The sequence below is a fragment of the Candidatus Avelusimicrobium sp. genome (genome assembly GCF_056976295.1).
This window is the reverse complement of record NZ_DBMCTG010000004.1, coordinates 38,034-56,203: the sequence shown is the minus strand read 5'-3', so window position 1 is coordinate 56,203 and position 18,170 is coordinate 38,034. Positions and strand designations below refer to the sequence as shown.

The 18,170-nt window shown below is 47.5% G+C and carries 16 protein-coding genes and 1 other RNA gene; 8 read left to right on the top strand and 9 right to left on the bottom strand.

From position 1 onward, the window contains the following. Position 1: 1 nt before the first annotated feature. The 5 genes from ACZOTW_RS02735 to ACZOTW_RS02715 all read right to left on the bottom strand — a co-directional run bounded on the left by ACZOTW_RS02735 (position 2) and on the right by ACZOTW_RS02715 (position 5,279). Positions 2 to 985, bottom strand: a complete 984-nt coding sequence (locus ACZOTW_RS02735; RefSeq protein ID WP_428040316.1) for a tetratricopeptide repeat protein — start codon at positions 983 to 985, stop codon at positions 2 to 4. Continuing rightward, positions 982 to 1,470 (bottom strand): signal peptidase II, encoded by a 489-nt coding sequence (gene lspA / locus ACZOTW_RS02730; RefSeq protein ID WP_428039473.1) that lies wholly within the window; start codon positions 1,468 to 1,470, stop codon positions 982 to 984. Before lspA ends, ACZOTW_RS02735 begins: the two co-directional genes overlap by 4 nt. Continuing rightward, positions 1,463 to 4,282 (bottom strand): isoleucine--tRNA ligase, encoded by a 2,820-nt coding sequence (gene ileS, locus ACZOTW_RS02725; protein WP_483997425.1) that lies wholly within the window; start codon positions 4,280 to 4,282, stop codon positions 1,463 to 1,465. The genes lspA and ileS overlap by 8 nt, the downstream gene beginning before the upstream one ends. A gap of 72 nt (positions 4,283 to 4,354) precedes the next feature. Beyond that, complete coding sequence (locus ACZOTW_RS02720) at positions 4,355 to 4,894, bottom strand: type IV pilin protein (RefSeq protein WP_428050227.1); 540 nt, start codon at positions 4,892 to 4,894, stop codon at positions 4,355 to 4,357. 1 nt (position 4,895) lies between these two features. Continuing rightward, positions 4,896 to 5,279 (bottom strand): metal-dependent transcriptional regulator, encoded by a 384-nt coding sequence (locus ACZOTW_RS02715; protein ID WP_177748328.1) that lies wholly within the window; start codon positions 5,277 to 5,279, stop codon positions 4,896 to 4,898. Between the two features lie 106 nt (positions 5,280 to 5,385). On the opposite strand from ACZOTW_RS02715, the gene gdhA reads away from it, so the two are divergent. Further along, positions 5,386 to 6,735: an NADP-specific glutamate dehydrogenase gene (gdhA, locus tag ACZOTW_RS02710; RefSeq protein WP_428063641.1), complete on the top strand. Its 1,350-nt coding sequence runs from the start codon at positions 5,386 to 5,388 to the stop codon at positions 6,733 to 6,735. A gap of 90 nt (positions 6,736 to 6,825) precedes the next feature. Here gdhA and ACZOTW_RS02705 read toward each other — a convergent pair whose 3' ends face one another. Continuing rightward, entirely contained in the window at positions 6,826 to 8,049 is a 1,224-nt protein-coding gene (locus ACZOTW_RS02705; protein ID WP_428039468.1) for a dicarboxylate/amino acid:cation symporter, read from the bottom strand. Between the two features lie 94 nt (positions 8,050 to 8,143). Between ACZOTW_RS02705 and ACZOTW_RS02700 the strand changes: the two genes are divergently transcribed. The 3 genes from ACZOTW_RS02700 (at position 8,144) to ACZOTW_RS02690 (ending at position 10,582) form a co-directional block, all read left to right on the top strand. Beyond that, the gene (locus ACZOTW_RS02700; protein ID WP_428040323.1) at positions 8,144 to 8,725 is read left to right on the top strand and encodes a ribonuclease HI family protein; all 582 of its coding nucleotides are present in this window, start codon (positions 8,144 to 8,146) and stop codon (positions 8,723 to 8,725) included. A 20-nt stretch (positions 8,726 to 8,745) separates the two neighbouring features. Next, positions 8,746 to 9,089: RNase P RNA component class A (gene rnpB / locus ACZOTW_RS02695), an RNA gene on the top strand. A gap of 116 nt (positions 9,090 to 9,205) precedes the next feature. Then, entirely contained in the window at positions 9,206 to 10,582 is a 1,377-nt protein-coding gene (locus ACZOTW_RS02690; protein WP_483997424.1) for a response regulator, read from the top strand. A gap of 72 nt (positions 10,583 to 10,654) precedes the next feature. Here the strand turns inward: ACZOTW_RS02690 and ACZOTW_RS02685 are convergent, their stop codons facing one another. From ACZOTW_RS02685 to rsmI, 3 genes are read right to left on the bottom strand one after another with little or no spacing between them, the layout of a single operon-like run. Beyond that, positions 10,655 to 11,656, bottom strand: a complete 1,002-nt coding sequence (locus ACZOTW_RS02685) for a sensor histidine kinase (protein ID WP_483997423.1) — start codon at positions 11,654 to 11,656, stop codon at positions 10,655 to 10,657. A gap of 9 nt (positions 11,657 to 11,665) precedes the next feature. Further along, complete coding sequence (locus tag ACZOTW_RS02680) at positions 11,666 to 12,304, bottom strand: L-threonylcarbamoyladenylate synthase (RefSeq protein ID WP_483997422.1); 639 nt, start codon at positions 12,302 to 12,304, stop codon at positions 11,666 to 11,668. Next, on the bottom strand, positions 12,282 to 12,989 hold the full coding sequence (gene rsmI, locus ACZOTW_RS02675) for a 16S rRNA (cytidine(1402)-2'-O)-methyltransferase (RefSeq protein WP_483997421.1): 708 nt from the start codon (positions 12,987 to 12,989) through the stop codon (positions 12,282 to 12,284). Before rsmI ends, ACZOTW_RS02680 begins: the two co-directional genes overlap by 23 nt. 130 nt (positions 12,990 to 13,119) lie before the next feature. On the opposite strand from rsmI, the gene ACZOTW_RS02670 reads away from it, so the two are divergent. The 4 genes from ACZOTW_RS02670 (at position 13,120) to ACZOTW_RS02655 (ending at position 18,164) form a co-directional block, all read left to right on the top strand. After that, positions 13,120 to 14,586 carry a YfcC family protein gene (locus ACZOTW_RS02670; RefSeq protein ID WP_483997420.1) on the top strand — a complete coding sequence of 489 codons (1,467 nt, stop codon included), beginning with the start codon at positions 13,120 to 13,122 and terminating at the stop codon, positions 14,584 to 14,586. A 114-nt stretch (positions 14,587 to 14,700) separates the two neighbouring features. Beyond that, positions 14,701 to 16,095, top strand: a complete 1,395-nt coding sequence (locus ACZOTW_RS02665) for a YfcC family protein (protein ID WP_483997419.1) — start codon at positions 14,701 to 14,703, stop codon at positions 16,093 to 16,095. Between the two features lie 43 nt (positions 16,096 to 16,138). Continuing rightward, on the top strand, positions 16,139 to 17,566 hold the full coding sequence (locus tag ACZOTW_RS02660; protein WP_483997418.1) for a sodium:solute symporter family protein: 1,428 nt from the start codon (positions 16,139 to 16,141) through the stop codon (positions 17,564 to 17,566). Beyond that, positions 17,544 to 18,164: a thiamine diphosphokinase gene (locus tag ACZOTW_RS02655; protein WP_483997417.1), complete on the top strand. Its 621-nt coding sequence runs from the start codon at positions 17,544 to 17,546 to the stop codon at positions 18,162 to 18,164. The genes ACZOTW_RS02660 and ACZOTW_RS02655 overlap by 23 nt, the downstream gene beginning before the upstream one ends. Positions 18,165 to 18,170: the final 6 nt, after the last annotated feature.

Here is an 18,170-nt window from a genome sequence, read left to right as displayed (position 1 = left end):
TTTACCGCGGGAAAAACCGCGCCGCCAAGACCTTTTCGCGCCCTTGTTCAGTGCGCATCATTTGAATCTTAGCATCATATTTAGCCGCGTGAGCCGGGTCCAACTTTTTAGCAACCATATAGTTGGCCGTTGCCGCCACGGGGTCCTCTACCGCCAACATATCGCCCATTAAATCATATGTCGGCACATACTGGCTGGCCAATTCCTTAGATTTGACAAGCAACCCGAGCGCATAATCTTTTTCCCCTTTGCGGTACATCAAATCACCCATATAATAATAGGCTAACGCATAGGTTGGCTTAATGGTTACGGCTTCTTCCAAATCGGCATACGCATTGGCAGGGTAACCCATTTTAATAAAGGCGCGGGCGCGCTCCAAATAGGGGCGGGCATTATCAGGGTCCAAAGACATCATATAAGTATAATCATCAACCGCAGATTCGTACTGCCCCAAAGCAAAGTAAGTAAGCCCGCGGTTTAAGAACAAAAGGGGTTCGTCTTGGCGGAGTTTAAACGCACTGTTAAAATCAGCCAAGGCAGAAGACGTGCGGCCCAAGCGGTAATATGCCAAGGCGCGGTTCATATAAGCCGTAAAATAGCGCGGGTTGCGGGCCAAGGCTTCGGTTAAGTAGAAGGCTGCATCCATATTGCGCCCCGTATCTACATAAAGAGCGCCCAAGTTGTTATACGTTTCGGGCAAATTGGGATTAGCCTCAATGGATTTTAAATAATCCTGCTCAGCATACGAGCGGTTCTTGGCACGCTCCTGCGCGTTTTTAACGGGCAAGCGTTCCCACAAAAGGCCTCTGTTCGCCAAAGCGGCGGCATTTTGGGGCTGTTGTTTCAACAAGCGGGTATAGAGTTGGATAGCCTGCGTAAAATTTCCCTTAGAAGTTGCCATTTGGGCTTCTTTAAATAACCGAGTGTCGCTGCTGCAAGCCGCGGCCAATAACAAGGCCGCCAAAACGATACATACTTTCTTCATTTAGCCTCCCGTTTAGTAGCGTGAAAAAATAAAGACAATACAAATAAACACGCACCAATGGTAATGAACGAGTCCGCCACGTTAAACACGGGCCAAACCCGAAAATCTAAAAAGTCCACTACAAAGCCTAACGTTATTCTATCATAAAGATTGCCCAATGCACCCGCCAAAATGAAAACAGCCCCCCATTTGACGAGTTTCCCGTGCGACGTTAGGTCCTTCCAACTAAACACCATATATGCAATTACGGCGAGCATTACAAAAATAAGTGCAAAATTGCCGTTTTGCATCATACCAAAAGCCGCGCCCGTATTTTCCACATACCGCAGGTGGAAAAACGGGCACAGTTCCAAAGGATTTTCCGGCAGCAGATACAAAGCCAATACTTTGGTTATGCGGTCCAAAAATAAAATTCCGGCAACGCCCCACAGCACCGCTTTGTTCTGCCCGCACCAAGCAAGGGCGGTTTTCAGCCCTTTAAGCATGGGCTTTTTCCTCGTTGTCCACTTGGATATGCTCTTTTTCAAGCACCTCGGCACAGCGGGCGCACAAGTCGGCATATTGCGTATTGGAACCGACATCTTCCTTCCATTGCCAACAGCGGGCGCATTTATGTCCGGCGGCGTGCTCGCAAGATACGGACAGTTCATCTGCTCCGTCCGCAATTTCCGCCGCAGAGACAATGGCAATTTCCGGCCACAGGTCTTTGGTTTCCTGCAAAAATTCCTTCATTTCCGGTTTAGATGTTTTGAAAATGACCTTGGCTTCCAAAGACGAGCCAATCACTCCTTTTTGACGGGCATCTTCCAACACTTTTTGTACGGTTTCACGCACGCGGCGGATTTTGTTCCATTTTTCTTCCAACTTCACATCCGGAATCAGCGAAGCGTTTGCCGGCATATTGGAAAGGAAAATACTCTGCGGTAATTCACGCCCTAAGGCCGTTTTGCGCAGTTCCTGCCAGGCTTCTTCGGCCGTAAAGGACAGCACCGGCGCCATTAATTGAAGCAAGGTTACCGCTATTTCCGCCAACACGGTTTGCGCACTGCGGCGCGCCGGAGACGAAGCTCCGAGCGTATATAAGCGGTCTTTGGAAGCATCCAGCATAAAGGAGGACAAATCCAAAATACAGAAATCGGTAATAGCACGCATAGCACGGCGGAAATTAAATTCCTCATAGCCAGCGTGGACTTCTTGGATTAACGCATCCAAGCGGCCCAACATATAGCGGTCCATTTCGGCTAATTCTTTACCGGGGACCTGGTGTAAGGCCGGGTCGTAATCGGACAAGTTACCAAGCGCGTAGCGCACCGTGTTGCGGATTTTGCGGTAGGTATCAATCGGCCCGCCCAAAATCTCGTCCGAAATGCGCACGTCGCCTTGGTAGTCGGCAAAGGACACCCACAAGCGCAAAATATCCGCACCGTATTTGTTAATTACATCTTCGGGATCAACGCTGTTGCCCAACGATTTGTGCATCGGGCGGCCTTGCTGGTCCAACACCATACCGTGCGTTAAAATGGTTTTAAACGGAGCGGTTCCCTCCAAGGTGAAAGACGGGATATACGAACTTTGGAACCAACCGCGGTGTTGGTCGGAGCCTTCGGAATATACATCCGCCGGAAAGTCCAAGCCGCGGTCCTTCAACACCGCCGCCCAGGACACACCGGAATCCAACCAAACGTCTAAAATATCCGTTTCCTTTCTAAATTCGTGGCAACCGCAATCACAATGGTATCCTTCCGGCATTAATTTTTCCACCGGGTCGGTAAACCAGAAATCGGAGCCTTCGTCCATAGCGCGCGTTTTAATGAAATCAAACAACTCGTGGTTGACCTGGGCTTTGCCGCATTTTTTGCAATACAAAATCGTTACGGGAGTACCCCAGAAGCGTTGGCGGGACAAGCACCAATCCGGGCGCAAACCAATCATAGAGCGCATACGTTCCGCGCCGCCGGCAGGATAGAATTTGACATTGGAGAGGTTGTCCATTAATTTCTGGCGCAAGCCGTCTTTATCAATACTCATAAACCATTGTTCCGTCGCGCGGAAAATAATCGGGTTATGGCAGCGCCAGCAATGCGGATAACTGTGCGTAATTTCCTGCTCTTTAATAAGAGCGCCGGTTTCATCTAATTTTTTGACCATTAACGGGTTTGCTTCAAAAACGTGCATCCCTTCAAAAATGCCCGCATCCTTGGTATAGCAACCCTTTTCGTCCACGGGACAGAAAGTTTCCAAACCCCATTGTTTGCCGGCGCGGAAATCGTCCTCGCCGTGGCCGGGAGCAATATGAACAATACCCGTACCCGCATCCATAGTTACAAAGTCGGTCCAAATAATCGGGTTTTCCTTGTGGGTAAGCGGGTGAAAATACTTCATCCCCACCAAATTGGCACCGGGCACTTTGCCCGCTTGGGTGCAATCCAAGCCGGATACTTTCAAAAATTCTTCCGCCAATTTTTCAGCCAAAATGTAATATTCCCGGGTGTTGGAATCTTGTAAAACAACGTAATCCTCGGTATTGGAAACGGCCGCCGCCATATTGGACGGAATCGTCCACGGCGTGGTAGTCCAAATAACAAGGCTGATGGGTTTTGCGTAATCCAAATCGCCCAATACTTCTTTATTGGGATTAGCCAATTTAAAGCGCAAATAAATAGACGAAGATTTTACATCTTTATATTCGGTTTCCGCATCGGCAAGGGCCGTTTCGCAATGGGAACACCAGGTAATTGTTTTTTGGCCCTTATAAACGTATCCTTTTTCAATTAAATCTAAAAATACACCAATGGTAATGCCTTCGTAGCGCGGGGACATCGTCAAATACGGGTTATCCCAATCGCCCTGCACGCCCAAGCGCTTGAAACCTTGGCGTTGGATATCAATAAACTTTGCCGCAAAAGCGCGTGCTTTTTTGCGGAAAGCGGGCACATCCGTAATGTGCTTTTTATCTTGTTTTAATTCTTTTAAAAGCGCCTGCTCAATCGGCAGTCCGTGGCAATCCCACCCCGGCACATACGGCGTATAACAGCCGGACATAGCGCGGCTTTTTAAAATAATATCCTTAATGGTTTTATCAAGTGCGTGTCCAATATGAATTTTTCCGTTGGCATAGGGCGGCCCGTCGTGCAAGACAAAGTGTCTGCCGGCCTCGTTCTTTTTGAGCATTGCTTCGTACAAATGGATAGATTTCCAAAAGTCTAAAATTTTAGGCTCTTTTTGCGCCAAACCGGCACGCATTGGGAAGTCCGTCTTGGGTAACAAAACGGTATGGGAATACTTATTTTTTGCCATTGAAAAATTCACTCCAAATATAAGGATAATTATATTATAGAAAATTTAAAGAAAAGAAAACGCACCTAAACGCTAAAAACTCCACCACTCCGATCCTTCCTGTCGCGCACCCATTGCTTTACAAAACCGGGCACCCTCTTTGGCTGCTTGGGCATCCACCTCCGCGGTAGTAAAAGAACATTCCCGGCCAAAAAAACCTTTCCCATCCAAAAGCCACGGAATAAACGTAATACGAAAAGCGGCTGGAAGCGTATCATCAACTCCTAAAACAGTAAGGAAAGGCTCCTTTATAATGATAAGTTCTGTTTTATTTTTTCTATATGTAGAAATAATTTCCGGGTTTGGGGAAAAATTGTGAAATTCGCCATTTGAGCCGGACACTCCATTTTGAAAACCACTAAATGAAATATCCAAATCTTCCCAGTTTTGGGTAAATGTACCATTTGCCAAATAATACATCCGCTCCGCCTTGTAAATTTGCTCCACATAGGAACGCAAATTTCCATACTTTACCCTAGCAACAGCCTTTTGGTATTGGGGCACGGAAACCGACACCAAAATACCTAAAATCAAAACAACCACCAACATTTCTACAAGCGTAAAACCTTTCATATTATCTTTCCTCGTCCGTTTGCTTGTGCAAATAATCGTGCAGTTTTTCAAGTGTTTCGCGGCTAATGGTATGCTCCATTTTACAAGCATCAATATCAGCCGTTCTTGGCGTTACGCCTAACACTTGTATTAAAAAACGGCTCAAAATAGCGTGGCGCTTTTTAACGTCCTCAGCGGCGCGGCGGCCTTTGGCGGTCAGTTCAATGCCCTTATAGGGTTGGTGAACCATATATCCGGCTTCCGTCAGCGCCTTTACCGCTCCCGTAACGCTGGGGGTTTTTACGCCCAACATATCGCGGATATCGCTCACGCGGGCAATGCCTGCCTCGTTGGCACAAAGCGAAACGGCCTCTAAATAATCTTCCATATTAGACGTTAATTTCATACTTTTCCCCCGTAAGGCATTTGTGTATATCTTAACATATTTTTATTCTCTTGCTTTTGCCCGGTAGATTTGCTTATATGGGAGTATCCCCCTCCAAGGAGCATTTATGGACACGAATACTTACATCGCCGGTTTTATGGAAACACAAGTAAAAAAGGACCCCGCCCAAAAGGTTTTTCATCAGGCGGTGTTTGAAGTAGTCAGCACCTTAAAGCCCGTTTTGGAGCAAAAACCCCTGTACATAAAAGAACGCATTTTAGAGCGTATCGTAGAGCCGGAACGCACCATTATTTTCCGCGTGCCGTGGCAGGACGACAAAGGCGAAATTCACGTCAACCGCGGGTTCCGCGTGCAATACAACAGCGCCCTAGGCCCTTATAAGGGCGGGATGCGCTTTCACGCCACAGTTACGCAGGACGTACTTAAATTTTTAGGGTTTGAACAAGTCTTTAAAAACAGTTTAACCACCCTCCCGTTAGGCGGCGGAAAAGGCGGAAGTGATTTTGACACGCGTGGCAAGTCCGACAGCGAAGTAATGCGCTTTTGCCACTCCTTTATCAACGAACTTTACCACCATATTGGCTATCACACCGATATCCCGGCAGGCGACCTGGGCTGCGGGGCGCGCGAAATCGGTTATATGTTCGGGCAATACAAAAAATTAACCAACGATTTTACGGGTGCGTTTACCGGTAAAAAACCCAACTGGGGCGGCAGTCTTTTACGCCCGGAAGCCACCGGCTACGGCGTGGCGTATTTTGCCCAAGAAATGCTGGCAACACGCGGGGACAGTTTAAAAGGAAAAACGTGTATCGTTTCCGGCACAGGCAATGTGGGTATTTACGCCATAGAAAAATTAACGCAGTTGGGCGGAAAAGTTGTCGGGTTTATGGACTACGACGGGAGCATCTACGACAGCCACGGGGTAAATGAGGAAAAACTGGCCTTCTTAAAAGATTTGGTATTTGTCCGCCGTGGAAGTTTAAAGGAATATGCCCAAAAATTTAAAGAGGCCCAATTCCGTCCGGCCCAAAAGACGTGGGATATCCCGTGTGAGGTGGCCTGCCCCACCGCGTGCGAAAACGAACTGAACGAAACAGATGCCAAAACGCTCCTTAAAAATGGTTGCAAATGCGTCTGCGAAGGCTCCAATATGCCTTGCACGCCGGGCGCGATTGCGGCTTTTCAAGCGGCAGATATTTTGTATTCCCCCGGCAAGGCTTCCAACGCGGGAGGTGTGGCGGTGTCCGGTTTAGAGATGACACAAAACAGTATGCGCGTGTATTGGACACGCGAGGAAGTGGATAAATACTTACAGCGCATTATGTCCAATATTCACGCCAGTTGTTTATCCTCTGCGGCGGAATACGGTTTGACGGGCAATTATATGGCGGGTGCCAATATTGCGGGCTTTAAAAAAGTAGCCGACGCTATGATAGACCAAGGGTTAGTGTAATCACTCTGCTGTCTTTTGATGACAGATAATGTAAAAATCCGGGTTCCCACCTACAAGGAACCCGGATTAATAATTTTTACATCTTTCTTGCTAATTGGCCGGCGCACCCGGCGCAGGCTGTTGCGGGGCGCGGCGGGAATATATTTTATTCACTATGACCGCAATAGACCCGTCCCCGGTTACGTTGCACGCCGTACCAAAAGAGTCCATCGCAATATAAAGCGCAATCATTAGGCCGAGTTCCGCTTCGCCAAAGCCAAGCATACTTTGCAAAATGCCCAATGCCGCCATAATGGCCCCACCCGGCACACCGGGAGCCGCCACCATTGTTACCCCCAGCATACAAATAAACCCGGCAAACTGTTCAAAAGGCATATTCATCCCACTCATAAATACGATTGCCAAAGCACAGGCCACAATCTTCATTGTACTGCCGGAAAGGTGAATCGTAGCGCACAAAGGCACCACAAAGCCGGCCACCTCTTCGCGCACGCCTATTTTGACCGTTTGTTTAAGAGTTACGGGAATTGTAGCCGCAGAGGACTGCGTTCCCAAAGCCGTCATATAGGCAACCAACATTGTTTTGAGCATACTAAATGGATTCTTCCGCGCAATTACACCCGCCAACACAAATTGCAACACAAGCATTACGGCCGTTATCGCAAAAATAAGTACGATAATTTTGGCAAATACGCCAAGTACAGACACAACCTGCCCGGCAACCGTCATATTTAAAAAAATGCCAAAAATGTAATACGGAAGCAGCGGGATAATCACACGCGCAATCACGCGGTCAATAATATCGCGCAAATCCAGCATTACCCCCTTTAAACGGCTCCCCTGGATAACCGCCATACCAAGCCCCAATGTAAAAGCCAGCACCAGGGCTGTCATTACGTCCATTAAAGGCGGCATTGCCACCGTAAAATAGGGCTTTAATTCCGCCCCTGCGGCAAACTGCGTCGTTTTAGCGGTGGTATCCAGCAAATAAGGGAAAGTTAATTCGGAAATGCCATAACTAAAAAACCCTGATGCCAGCGTAAACCCATATGCAAGCACAGCCGTAATAAAAAGGAGTCTGCCCGCACTGCGCCCCAATTCGGCAATTCCCGGGGCCACCAAGCCCACAATCAGCAACGGAATAATAAAACCCAAAAAGTTGCCAAACAAACCGTTAAAGGTTAGCGACACGCGCACCAGCCACTCCGGAAAGAACAGACCGCACGCAATACCCGCCGCAATAGCGCAAATCACGCCCGGCAGTAAACCCCATTTTAATTTAAGGTGTAATTTTCTTTTTTTGAATTTAATCATATATACTCTTTCGGCACAACATTTCTATTATACGAATTTGAACTAAACAGCGGTACTATTTTATCTGCGTGCGCCCATTTGCTAAAATGTGGATATGCAAGTAAAAATTAATATTGACGGCGGCAGCCGCGGAAATCCCGGGCCGGGGGCCTCGGCCTATGTGATTTGCGCTATGGACGGAAAAATTTTAGCGCAAGAGGGGCATTTTATGCCCCATTGTACCAACAACCAGGCGGAATACACCGCGTTGAAACTCGCGCTTATCAAGGCTGCGGAACTGGGGGCGACGGAACTTTTTATTATTTCGGATTCCTTACTTTTAGTAAAACAATATTTGGGTGAATATAAGATTAAAAACCCCGATTTAGCCGCCCGTATGCTGGTTATCCGCCGTTTGGCCGCACGCTTTACTGTGCATATCAAACACGTTTTGCGCCATTTGAATAAGGCACCTGATGCGCTGGCCAATAAGGCAATGGACGCCAAACAATCGGTCGGGTATAACCCGATTAAACACTTGCCGGAAGATGACGAGATTTTTGATGCACCGGCGGATAAAACCAATGTCGTAAACGGTGTAGAGATAGCCCCGGTCGTGCGGGAAGAAAAAAAGCCTGCCGCTAAAAAGGGAAAAAAGCAAGCCCCCGGGCAAATGGATTTGTTCGGCGGGTTTTAATTAATTTTGCTACAATATTTTGGGCAACCCAGATAACCGCTCCCGGCCAATTTCGGTTTGGGGGAGGAACTTCCGGACTCCACAGGGCAAGTGCGCCGCTTGAAAAGGCGGGACGGCGGGGCCATATCACCCCGCTGGACGGAAAGTACAACAGAAAACAAACCGCCCGCAAGGGTAAGGGTGAAATGGTGCGGTAAGAGCGCACCGCGCGTTTAGCAATAAACGCGGCACGGCAAACCCCGCACGGAGCAAGGCCAAACCGGTCCACACGCGGCCCGCGTTCGCGACCAAGTAGGCCGCCAAGAGTAATGGTTATCACAGCCTGAAAGGGCTGACAGAATCCGGGGTATCGGTTGCTTATCCGCGCTTTCAACCAGGGAGCGCGGATTTTTATATATAGGACCCATATCAAATTTAGGTCTTTTGGCTCTGTTTTTTTGCTCAAAAAACTATTATACTGATAATATTAACGGAGAACTTATGCTAAATACCAAACAACTTCTTTCTTTTGTACTCATTGCAGCATCCGCTTGGCCCGCGCAAAATGCCGTTGCGCAAGCAGTAAAGCCTGGGTCCGTAGTAAAAGCAAATTCCGCCCTTGCCAAAGGGCTTGATAAGGCGGCAAACCAAGCGTTAAAAGCAACAGCAAAAGTAACTATTCCCGCCGTTGCCCCAAAGGTAGCGCACTCGGTTTATCCGTCCCAAGCGCTTAGTTTTATTCCTTCTAATAAAGCACCCAAAAACACGGTACTGAACCCCAAAATTCCAGTTACACCCAGGCTGGAAACGGTGTTAATTTACGGAACTGAGCGGGAGCGTTATGCGGCCGTGCGTGAAGAATTACAAAATCTTTCTATCCAAATGCCGCCGGAGCAATCGGCCAATATCTCTAAATATCTGCGCCATTCGGTTCCGCCGGAAACTATGCGCTATATGCAAGAGCGTTACCAACAGGTTATCAACCTTATTAATGACCACAAACAAGGAGTTACCGCTTTCTTTACCTATGCTTCTCTGCCTGGGGAAGGACGTGTACCGAATATGCAAGAAAAAAACTCTTTAAGTAGCGCAATGTATAATACGTTAATGGCTATCCGCAACTTAAAAGCGGACTTGCCGGATGATCCGTTCCTCGCAATGCAGGATGAGTATTGGGCCACCGCATACGAAGGATTTAACCCGTTATTGTCCGGCTATATCCGCACGCAGGCCGTAATGCCCCGGGGAGATTTACGCAAATTTGACAATAAGGAATTTGACTTAATGAACCCGGACGGTACAGATTATGTACTGCCGCAGGCCGATACATTGATTTTGGACCCGGATGATTTGGATGAGTTGGACTCTTATGCCTATGTGCGTATGCGCCAGAAAAATCCGCCCATTACGCCCGAAAATGCCGCTATTGAACGGACAGAACTGCTGAAACATATTCCGGCAGGTATGCACATTGCCGTTATCAACGATGATGCCCTGCCTCTTATTAACTTTAAAGCCTGGGGCGATAAGGGATATTTGGGCGAAGGCGCCGTCGTGGATACCTTTAAGGATGGCTTGCAATTCTTAAAGTCTATGAAATATGTCAAATATGATTTAATTCTCACCGATTTACTGGTACCAGACGGCGGCAAGAAAATGATGAAGGAATTACGCGCAAAAGACGGACGTGTCCCCGTAATTGCTATGAGCAAATATGACCGCGGGGAGGCCGGCGAGCAAGGTTTGTTTGACGTCGGTATGGATGGCTACTTGTGGTACAATAACAACGTAAATGAAGGAGCGTATGGATATATTGAGGTGCTGCGCGCTCTTAAAAACTACTATCACTACAAAGGTTTACATAATTGGATAAGATAATTTAATTCTTCCGCAAATAAAAAGGCTCCGCATAGGCGGGGCCTTTTTATTTAAAGGGGAAATAACCTTTTGCTATTTGGAGACCGAGGGCTGCTTATTATCCGCAGTTCGGGGAGATATCCCTTGCTTATGAGCCTCTGCCAAGGTTTGCGGAATGGTAAACCAAAAAATCGACCCTTGCCCCAAGCCCGCGCTTTCCACGCCGATATCTCCGCCGTGCGCGTTTATAATTTCCTGTGCAATGGAAAGGCCCAAGCCCCAACCTTGTTTTTTTAGCGTCCGGTCATTTTCGGACTGGTGGAACTTTTGAAAAATTTTGCTCTTTTCGCTATGCAAAACCCCAGGGCCGTTATCAATTACTTTAAAGGTCAGCCATCCGTTTGACACATAATACCGCGCTTCCACGCGTCCGCCTTGGGGCGAAAATTTAAGCGCGTTGCCAATCAAGTTGTTAATCACTTGTGAAATACGGAAACGGTCCGCTTCTACGGTTACTTCGGCGGGATATTCACACTTTTGCAGAAAAATACCGCGCTTTTGGGCATTGACCAACTGCAAGGTGATGACGTCGTTTAAAAGCGCATTAAAGTTAAACGGACGCATATCCATTTTAAACCGCCCGGACTCAATCATAGAAATATCCATTAAGTCCGCCATCAGCATATTCATATTGTCCGTGGCTTTTAAAATATTGTTTAAGGCGATTTGCTCGTTTGTGCCGCCTGTGCCCTGAGGATTATCCATCATCAATACGGAAGTAAATCCCTGAATAGAAGAAAGCGGTTGGCGCAAATCGTGCGCAACGATAGACATAAATTTGGCGCGGATTTCGTTTAACCGGTTGAGTTCCTGATTGGACAGACGCAACTTTTCAACCATATGTTCCAGCACATTTACCTTGCCGGATAATTGCATTTGCAAGGTAGCGATTTGCTGCTGGTAGTTGTGCTCGGCCTTCATAATGGTACGTTTCATTTTTTTGAGCACAAATTTGCGTGTCAGCCAATAAGTAAGTAGCGACAACAACGACGCCACCAACAACGAATAAGAAGCGATAATTTGCCAAAAGGTCATTTCGTTCTCCTATTTTACGGTTAAGGTTTGCCCTAACGTCTTTTCCAAATCAGCACGGGGAACGCCCCCCTCGCGCAAGAGCCGGGGTTCTTCCGTCAAATCCACCACGCTGGAAGCCGTGGGCGATAACTGCCCGCCCAAGAAAATATAATCCACTTTTCCGTCAAATGTCTTTAAAATGGTTTCTTCGTCCGTCAGTACGGGCTGTCCGTGCAGGTTGGCACTGGTGCAAGCCATCGGGTGCGACATTTGGGATAATAACTTCACCAAAAACGGATTTCCGGGCACACGCAGCCCCAACCCTTTAAAGCCGCGCGTTAAATTTTCCCCTTGGGGTGTAGGCGGCAAAATAATGGTAATCGCCCCGGGCCAATAGGTTTGCGCCAAGCGTTCTGCCCCACCAGAAAATTGCGCCACAGCCTCGGCCTGCGCCAGAGAACCCGTCAAAATTTGAAGCGGACTGGTGGCAGGACGCGCTTTGATTTGATAAATGCGCAAAACGGATTCTTCACAAAAGGCTCCCGTGCCGATACCATACACCGTATCGGTGGGGACAACGGATACGGCCCCTTCGTCCAACGCGTGCGCGGCGGAGAGCATATCTCTTTCCGTCATTTCGCTAACTTTAAAAATACGGGTCCGGCTCATCGGTCGCCTCCTCTGTCTGTGCCGGTCGGTCCAAAATCATTACAAACTCGCCCTGCACTTTGCTCTTTTTGGATAATTCCTCCGCCAAAGAAACCGCCGTTCCCCTAATCCACTCTTCGTATACCTTGGAAAGTTCCCGAGCCAAAATAACCGGGGTTTCTCCTCCCAACGTTTTAGCCACCAATTCCAGCATTTTTACCACACGATAGGGAGATTCATACAATACCACCGGGTGATTTTGGCTATATGCCGCCGAAAGTAATTTAGCGGCCTTACCCGGCTTGCGCGGCAAAAAGCCCAAAAAGGTAAACGCTCCGCCCGTAATCCCCGCACCGGCCAAGGCACACGCCACCGCACTAGGCCCCGGCAAAGAAGAAACTTTAATGCCGTTTGCCACAGCCTCTTTGACGAGTTTCCACCCCGGGTCCGAAATACACGGTGTGCCGCAATCGGACACCAACGCACACTGTTTTCCGCTTTTCAACGCTTCCAAACAACGCAAAACGGAACGGTCGTCGTTTTCGTTATAGCGGTAGAGCGGCTTGGAAATACCAAAATGGGAAAGTAAAATCTGGGTGCGGCGCGTATCCTCGCACAAAACGGCATCGGCGGTTTTGAGCGTTTCCAAAGCGCGCAGGGTAATATCTTGTAAATTGCCAATAGGCGTAGGAACAATATAAAGCATATAGTAAAAGTATATAAAAAAGAAAGGATAAACGGAAAATTACAAAAATAAATGTGCCATATACCAAGCGTATTTAGTAAAATATAACTTTGTTATTTAATTCACTTCAACAGAGGAAAAACAGAAGGAAATGTCTAAAATTCTGTCCAAAATCAAACTCAACACCTTCGCTATTATTTTATCTATCGTAGCGGTGGTAGCCGCACTGACTTGGATTGTGCCCAGCGGTGCTTATGACAAAATGGACGTGGACGGCCGCCAGGTCGTCGTAGCCGGAACGTATCACACGGTGCCGGCCAACCCGCAAGGTTTATTTGATGTGTTAAAAGCCCCCATTAAAGGGTTTTCCAACACGGCTGAGGTAATTGTATTTCTGCTTGTTATCGGCGGAGTGCTTGCCGTGGTGGAAAAAACAGGCGCAATCGCCGCCGGTATTCAGGCCGCCAGCGGATTCTTCCAACGCAAACCGAAACTCCGATTTCTGTTTATCCCGCTTGGAATTATTGTATTTTCGCTGTGCGGCGCTACATTTGGTATGTGCGAAGAAGCCCTTATCTTCATCCCTATTTTTATTCCCTTAGCACTCTCGCTGGGTTACGACTCCGCCCTCGGTACGGCTATTCCGTTTATCGGCGCGGGGGTGGGTTTTGCGGCTGCATTTACCAACCCTTTTACCGTCGGTATCGCGCAGGGTATCGCCCAGGTGCCGCTTTATTCCGGCATCGGCTACCGCTTTATCATTTGGATTATCTGCACCACTGTTGTTATCAGTTGGTTAAGCGTTTATGCGCGCAAAATCCGCAAAGACCCAACCAAAAGTTTAACCTATGAATTTGATATTGAAAAACGCAAAGAATTAAAACTCAATAAAGAAGAAACCAAAATGACCCGCCGCCAAAAATGGGTGCTCCTGGCTTTCGGCCTGGGGATGGTGGGTTTGGTTATCGGTGTTTTAAAACCCCAAATCTGCGAAATGATTAAAGGGATGTGGGGCGTGGATTTAATGGAAATCTTACACTTGGAAGCCGAAGGCTGGTACATTACCGAAATTGCCGCCTTGTTCCTGGGTGTAGGCTTTTTGTGCGGTTTCTTGGGCAAAATGAATATGCAGAAATTTACCGATGCGTTCTTTGACGGAGTGCGCGGTATGGCGGAAATTGCAATGCTTTTGTGCTTTGCGCAGGCGATTGTGATTATCGCCAACAACGGGCATATTTTGGACACAATGCTTGACTGGATGTCTGCCGTTATCAAACACTTGCATCCGGTGTGTGCCTCGTGGGCGGCTATGATGCTGCAAACGGTAATTGACTTTTTTATCCCCTCGGGCAGCGGCAAGGCCGTACTGACAATGCCGATTTTGGCCCCGTTAGCCGACCTTATCGGTATTACGCGCCAAACAATGGTGCTCGCCTTCCAGTTGGGAGGCAGTTGGATGAATATGGTTATTCCGACCGACCCCGTAACCATTGCGGCTATCGGTTTTGCGCGTATTGCTTACCCGAAATGGCTGAAATGGATGCTGCCTTTATTGATTGTAATGTATTTGTTGTCGTTCTTGCTGTTAGTGCCGCCGTATTTTATGAAGTGGCAATAGTTTTTTTACGTCCCGCCGCAATTTTTGGATTTTTATATTAAAATCCTTGTTTGAGCCGGCGGGGCGTTTTTTATTAAAAAAATGCCGTACCTAAAAAGAGGAAAACAAAAGTAAATGAAAAAAATGCTGTGTAACACCTATTTTTTGGTGTTCTCCATTATGCTGTTCGTGGCCGCGCTGACTTGGATTGTCCCCTCCGGCCAATATGACCGCTTGGAGCAAGACGGACGCACCTATGCGGTGGCCGGCTCCTACCACCAAGTGGACCGCAACCCCCAAGGCGTAGGCGACATATTAGCCGCCCCGGTGGAAGGGTTTACCCAATGCGCGGAAATCATCGCATTTATTTTAGTAGTGGGTGCGTTATTTACGATTATTGAACGCACGGGCGCTATCAATACGATGATTAAAAAGGTCAGTCTGTTCTTTTCCAACAAGCCCCGTTATAAAAAACTGTTCATACCTGTATGTATGTTTCTGTTTTCGCTATGCGGAGCCTTGTTTGGCATGGAAGAAGAAACGCTTATTTTTATCCCCATCTTTATTCCGCTTGCACTCTCTTTGGGGTATGACACCGTAGTCGGTATGTCTATCCCGTTTATCGGTGCGTTTACAGGGTTTTCGTCCGCATTTGTAAACCCGTTTACCGTCGGTATCGCGCAAACGATTGCCCAACTGCCGATGTATTCCGGTTGGCAATACCGTCTGCTGATTTGGTTTGTCTTTACGTCCGTAGTGGCAGGGTTTTTTACCTGGTACGGCGAACGGGTACGCAAAAACCCCACCAAGAGTTTAACCTATAAAATGGACTTGGAAAAACGCGCCGAACTGAAAATCATTAACGATATAGTCGTAGATGACTCCTTCCGCTTAACACGCGCGCACAAACTGGTAATTGCTTCTTTTATTATCGGTATGGGCGTTTTGTTCTACGGGGTTATCCGCTACCAATGGTATATGATTGAAATCGCCGCAGTGTTTTTGGGTGTATCTATTGCCAGCGCGTATTTTGGAAAACTAACATTAGACCAAGCAACCGATGCTATTATTGACGGTGCAAAATCAATGATGGGCGTATGTATTTTAATGGCCCTTGCGCGTTCTATTGTTATTGTTGCCACCAACGGACATATTTTAGATACATTTCTGCACGCAATGACCCAAAGCATCGGCAGTCTGCACCCGATTATAGCCTCCCAGGCAATGTTCGTTATCCAAACGGTGCTGAACTTCTTTATCGCTTCCGGCTCCGGCCAAGCGGTATTGACGATGCCGATTATGGTGCCGTTGGGCGACCTGGTAAATGTTTCGCGACAAACAGTCATTTTGGCCTACCAGTTCGGGGAAGGCTGGGGCAACCCGATTATTCCCACCGCTCCCGTTACAATGGGAGCACTGGCCTTGGCCGGTATTTCTTATCCGGCGTGGGTAAAGTGGTTCTTAAAATTAGAGATTATTTTAGTAGCACTCTCTATGTTATTGCTGATACCCGCCTATTATATTTGGTAAAATGACAATAAGCCCCTTGGCCTGCCAAGGGGCTTTTTAAAATATGGTAAACGAATTAAAAACAATTTCTTATTTTCATTGGTTGGACTGGACGGTATTTTTTGCCGTACTGTCCGCCACGGTGGCTGCCGCTGTTTATGGGATGCGCCGGATAAACAAAAAGCGAGAAAACAAACCCGCCAAGGCATTGGACTATTTGTTAATGGGGCGCCAACTCACCCTCCCGCTGTTTGTGGCTACACTGGTAGCCACTTGGTACGGAGGAATCTTCGGCGTGAACGAAATTACGTTTAACTACGGTATTTACAATTTTGTTACGCAAGGAGCCTTTTGGTATATTTCCTACTTAATTTTCGCCTTTTTTATTACCGATAAAATTGCCCGCTTTAAATCTGTTACCCTGCCCGACTTAACAGGCCAAATGTTCGGCCCGAAGTCAGCCAAGGTGGCCGCCATATTTACCTTCTTTTATATTACCCCGGTGGCTTATGTGCTCAGTTTGGGAATGTTTTTGCATATGGTATTTGGTATTGGCATACTGCCCGGTATGGTATTGGGCACACTCTTTACGGGCTTATACAGCGCGTGGGGCGGCTTCCGCTCGGTGGTATTTTCCGACTTGGTACAATTTTTTGTAATGTGCAGCGCGGTGCTTTTAGTAGTATTGTTTTCCGTAGGAACCTTTGGCGGCTTATCGTTTTTAAAGGCAAACTTGCCGGCCTCCCATTTTACCCTGACCGGAGGGAACTCGTGGCTCAATACGCTTATTTGGGGCTTTATTGCGCTCTCCACACTTATTGACCCCAGTTTTTACCAACGCTGTTTTGCCGCAAAAAATCCCCGCATTGTCAAAAAAGGCATTTTAATTTCCACCTTTATTTGGTTCTGCTTTGATTTATGCACCACGGCAGGCTCGTTGTATGCGCGGGCGGTTTTACCGCAAGCCGAGCCGGGACAGGCGTATTTCTTTTACGCTATCCAATTACTTCCGGCGGGTTTAAAGGGATTTTTTGTTGCCGGTATTTTGTCTATTATTCTTTCCACCCTAAACTCTTTTCTGTTTATCGCATCCAATACATTAAGTTTTGACTTATTGCGCTTCCGTATTAAAAATATTGTACTTTCTAACCGCGTGTCTATTTTTCTGGTAGGAGCCTTGGCGATTTGTATGGCACATATGTTCCACGGCAGTTTTAAGGAAATTTGGCTCGTACTCGGCTCCTATTTTTCTGCCTGTTTATTGGTGCCGATTTTAATGGGATACTTGTATCCGGGCCGGATAAGCGACCGCCTGTTTGTGGTTTCTTCGCTTACCAGTGCGGCGGCAATGACGGCTTGGCGCCTTGTTCCCAAAAACGAATTGTTAGAAGCATTAGACCCGTTTTATGTTGGAATTTTGACAGGACTTGTTATCCTGCTGATTTTCCGCCAAAGAGGAGGAACTCCTATTGCGCGCATTACTTATTGGTAACGGGGAAACCCAAGAAGCCGCCTTTCTACAACACCTTGCCCAACAGGCCGATTTGATTTTGGCCGCAGACGGCGGGGCTGACCGCGCTTTATCCGCCGGGGTCCGCCCGGACGTGATTATTGGGGATTTAGATTCCGTATCTCCCCAAGCCAAAAAAATATTGCCGGCAGAAAAATTTATTTTCGTCAATAACCAAAACAATACCGATTTAGAAAAGGCTCTTGACTATCTTATCGCGCACCAATACACTCAATGTACCTTGACGGGCTTTGTCGGCGGACGGTGGGATTTTACGTTTGGAAATTTTTTATCCGTTTACCCCTATTTGGACAAAATGGATATTTGCGTGGCGGGAAAAGGGTGGAAGATTTGGCCGCTGACACACTCCGTAACAAAGACCGTCCGCCCCGGCGCCCGGGTAAGCCTTATTCCGGCGGCTGATTGCCAAAATGTTACCTTGCAGGGGCTTGTTTATCCGCTGGAACACGCCAATTTATCCTTAGGACACACAGGCCAAACATTAAGCAACGTGGCTAAACTTTCCGAAATAACCATATCATTTGATAAAGGTTTTTTATTACTTTACATAGAGGACTAAAAAAAC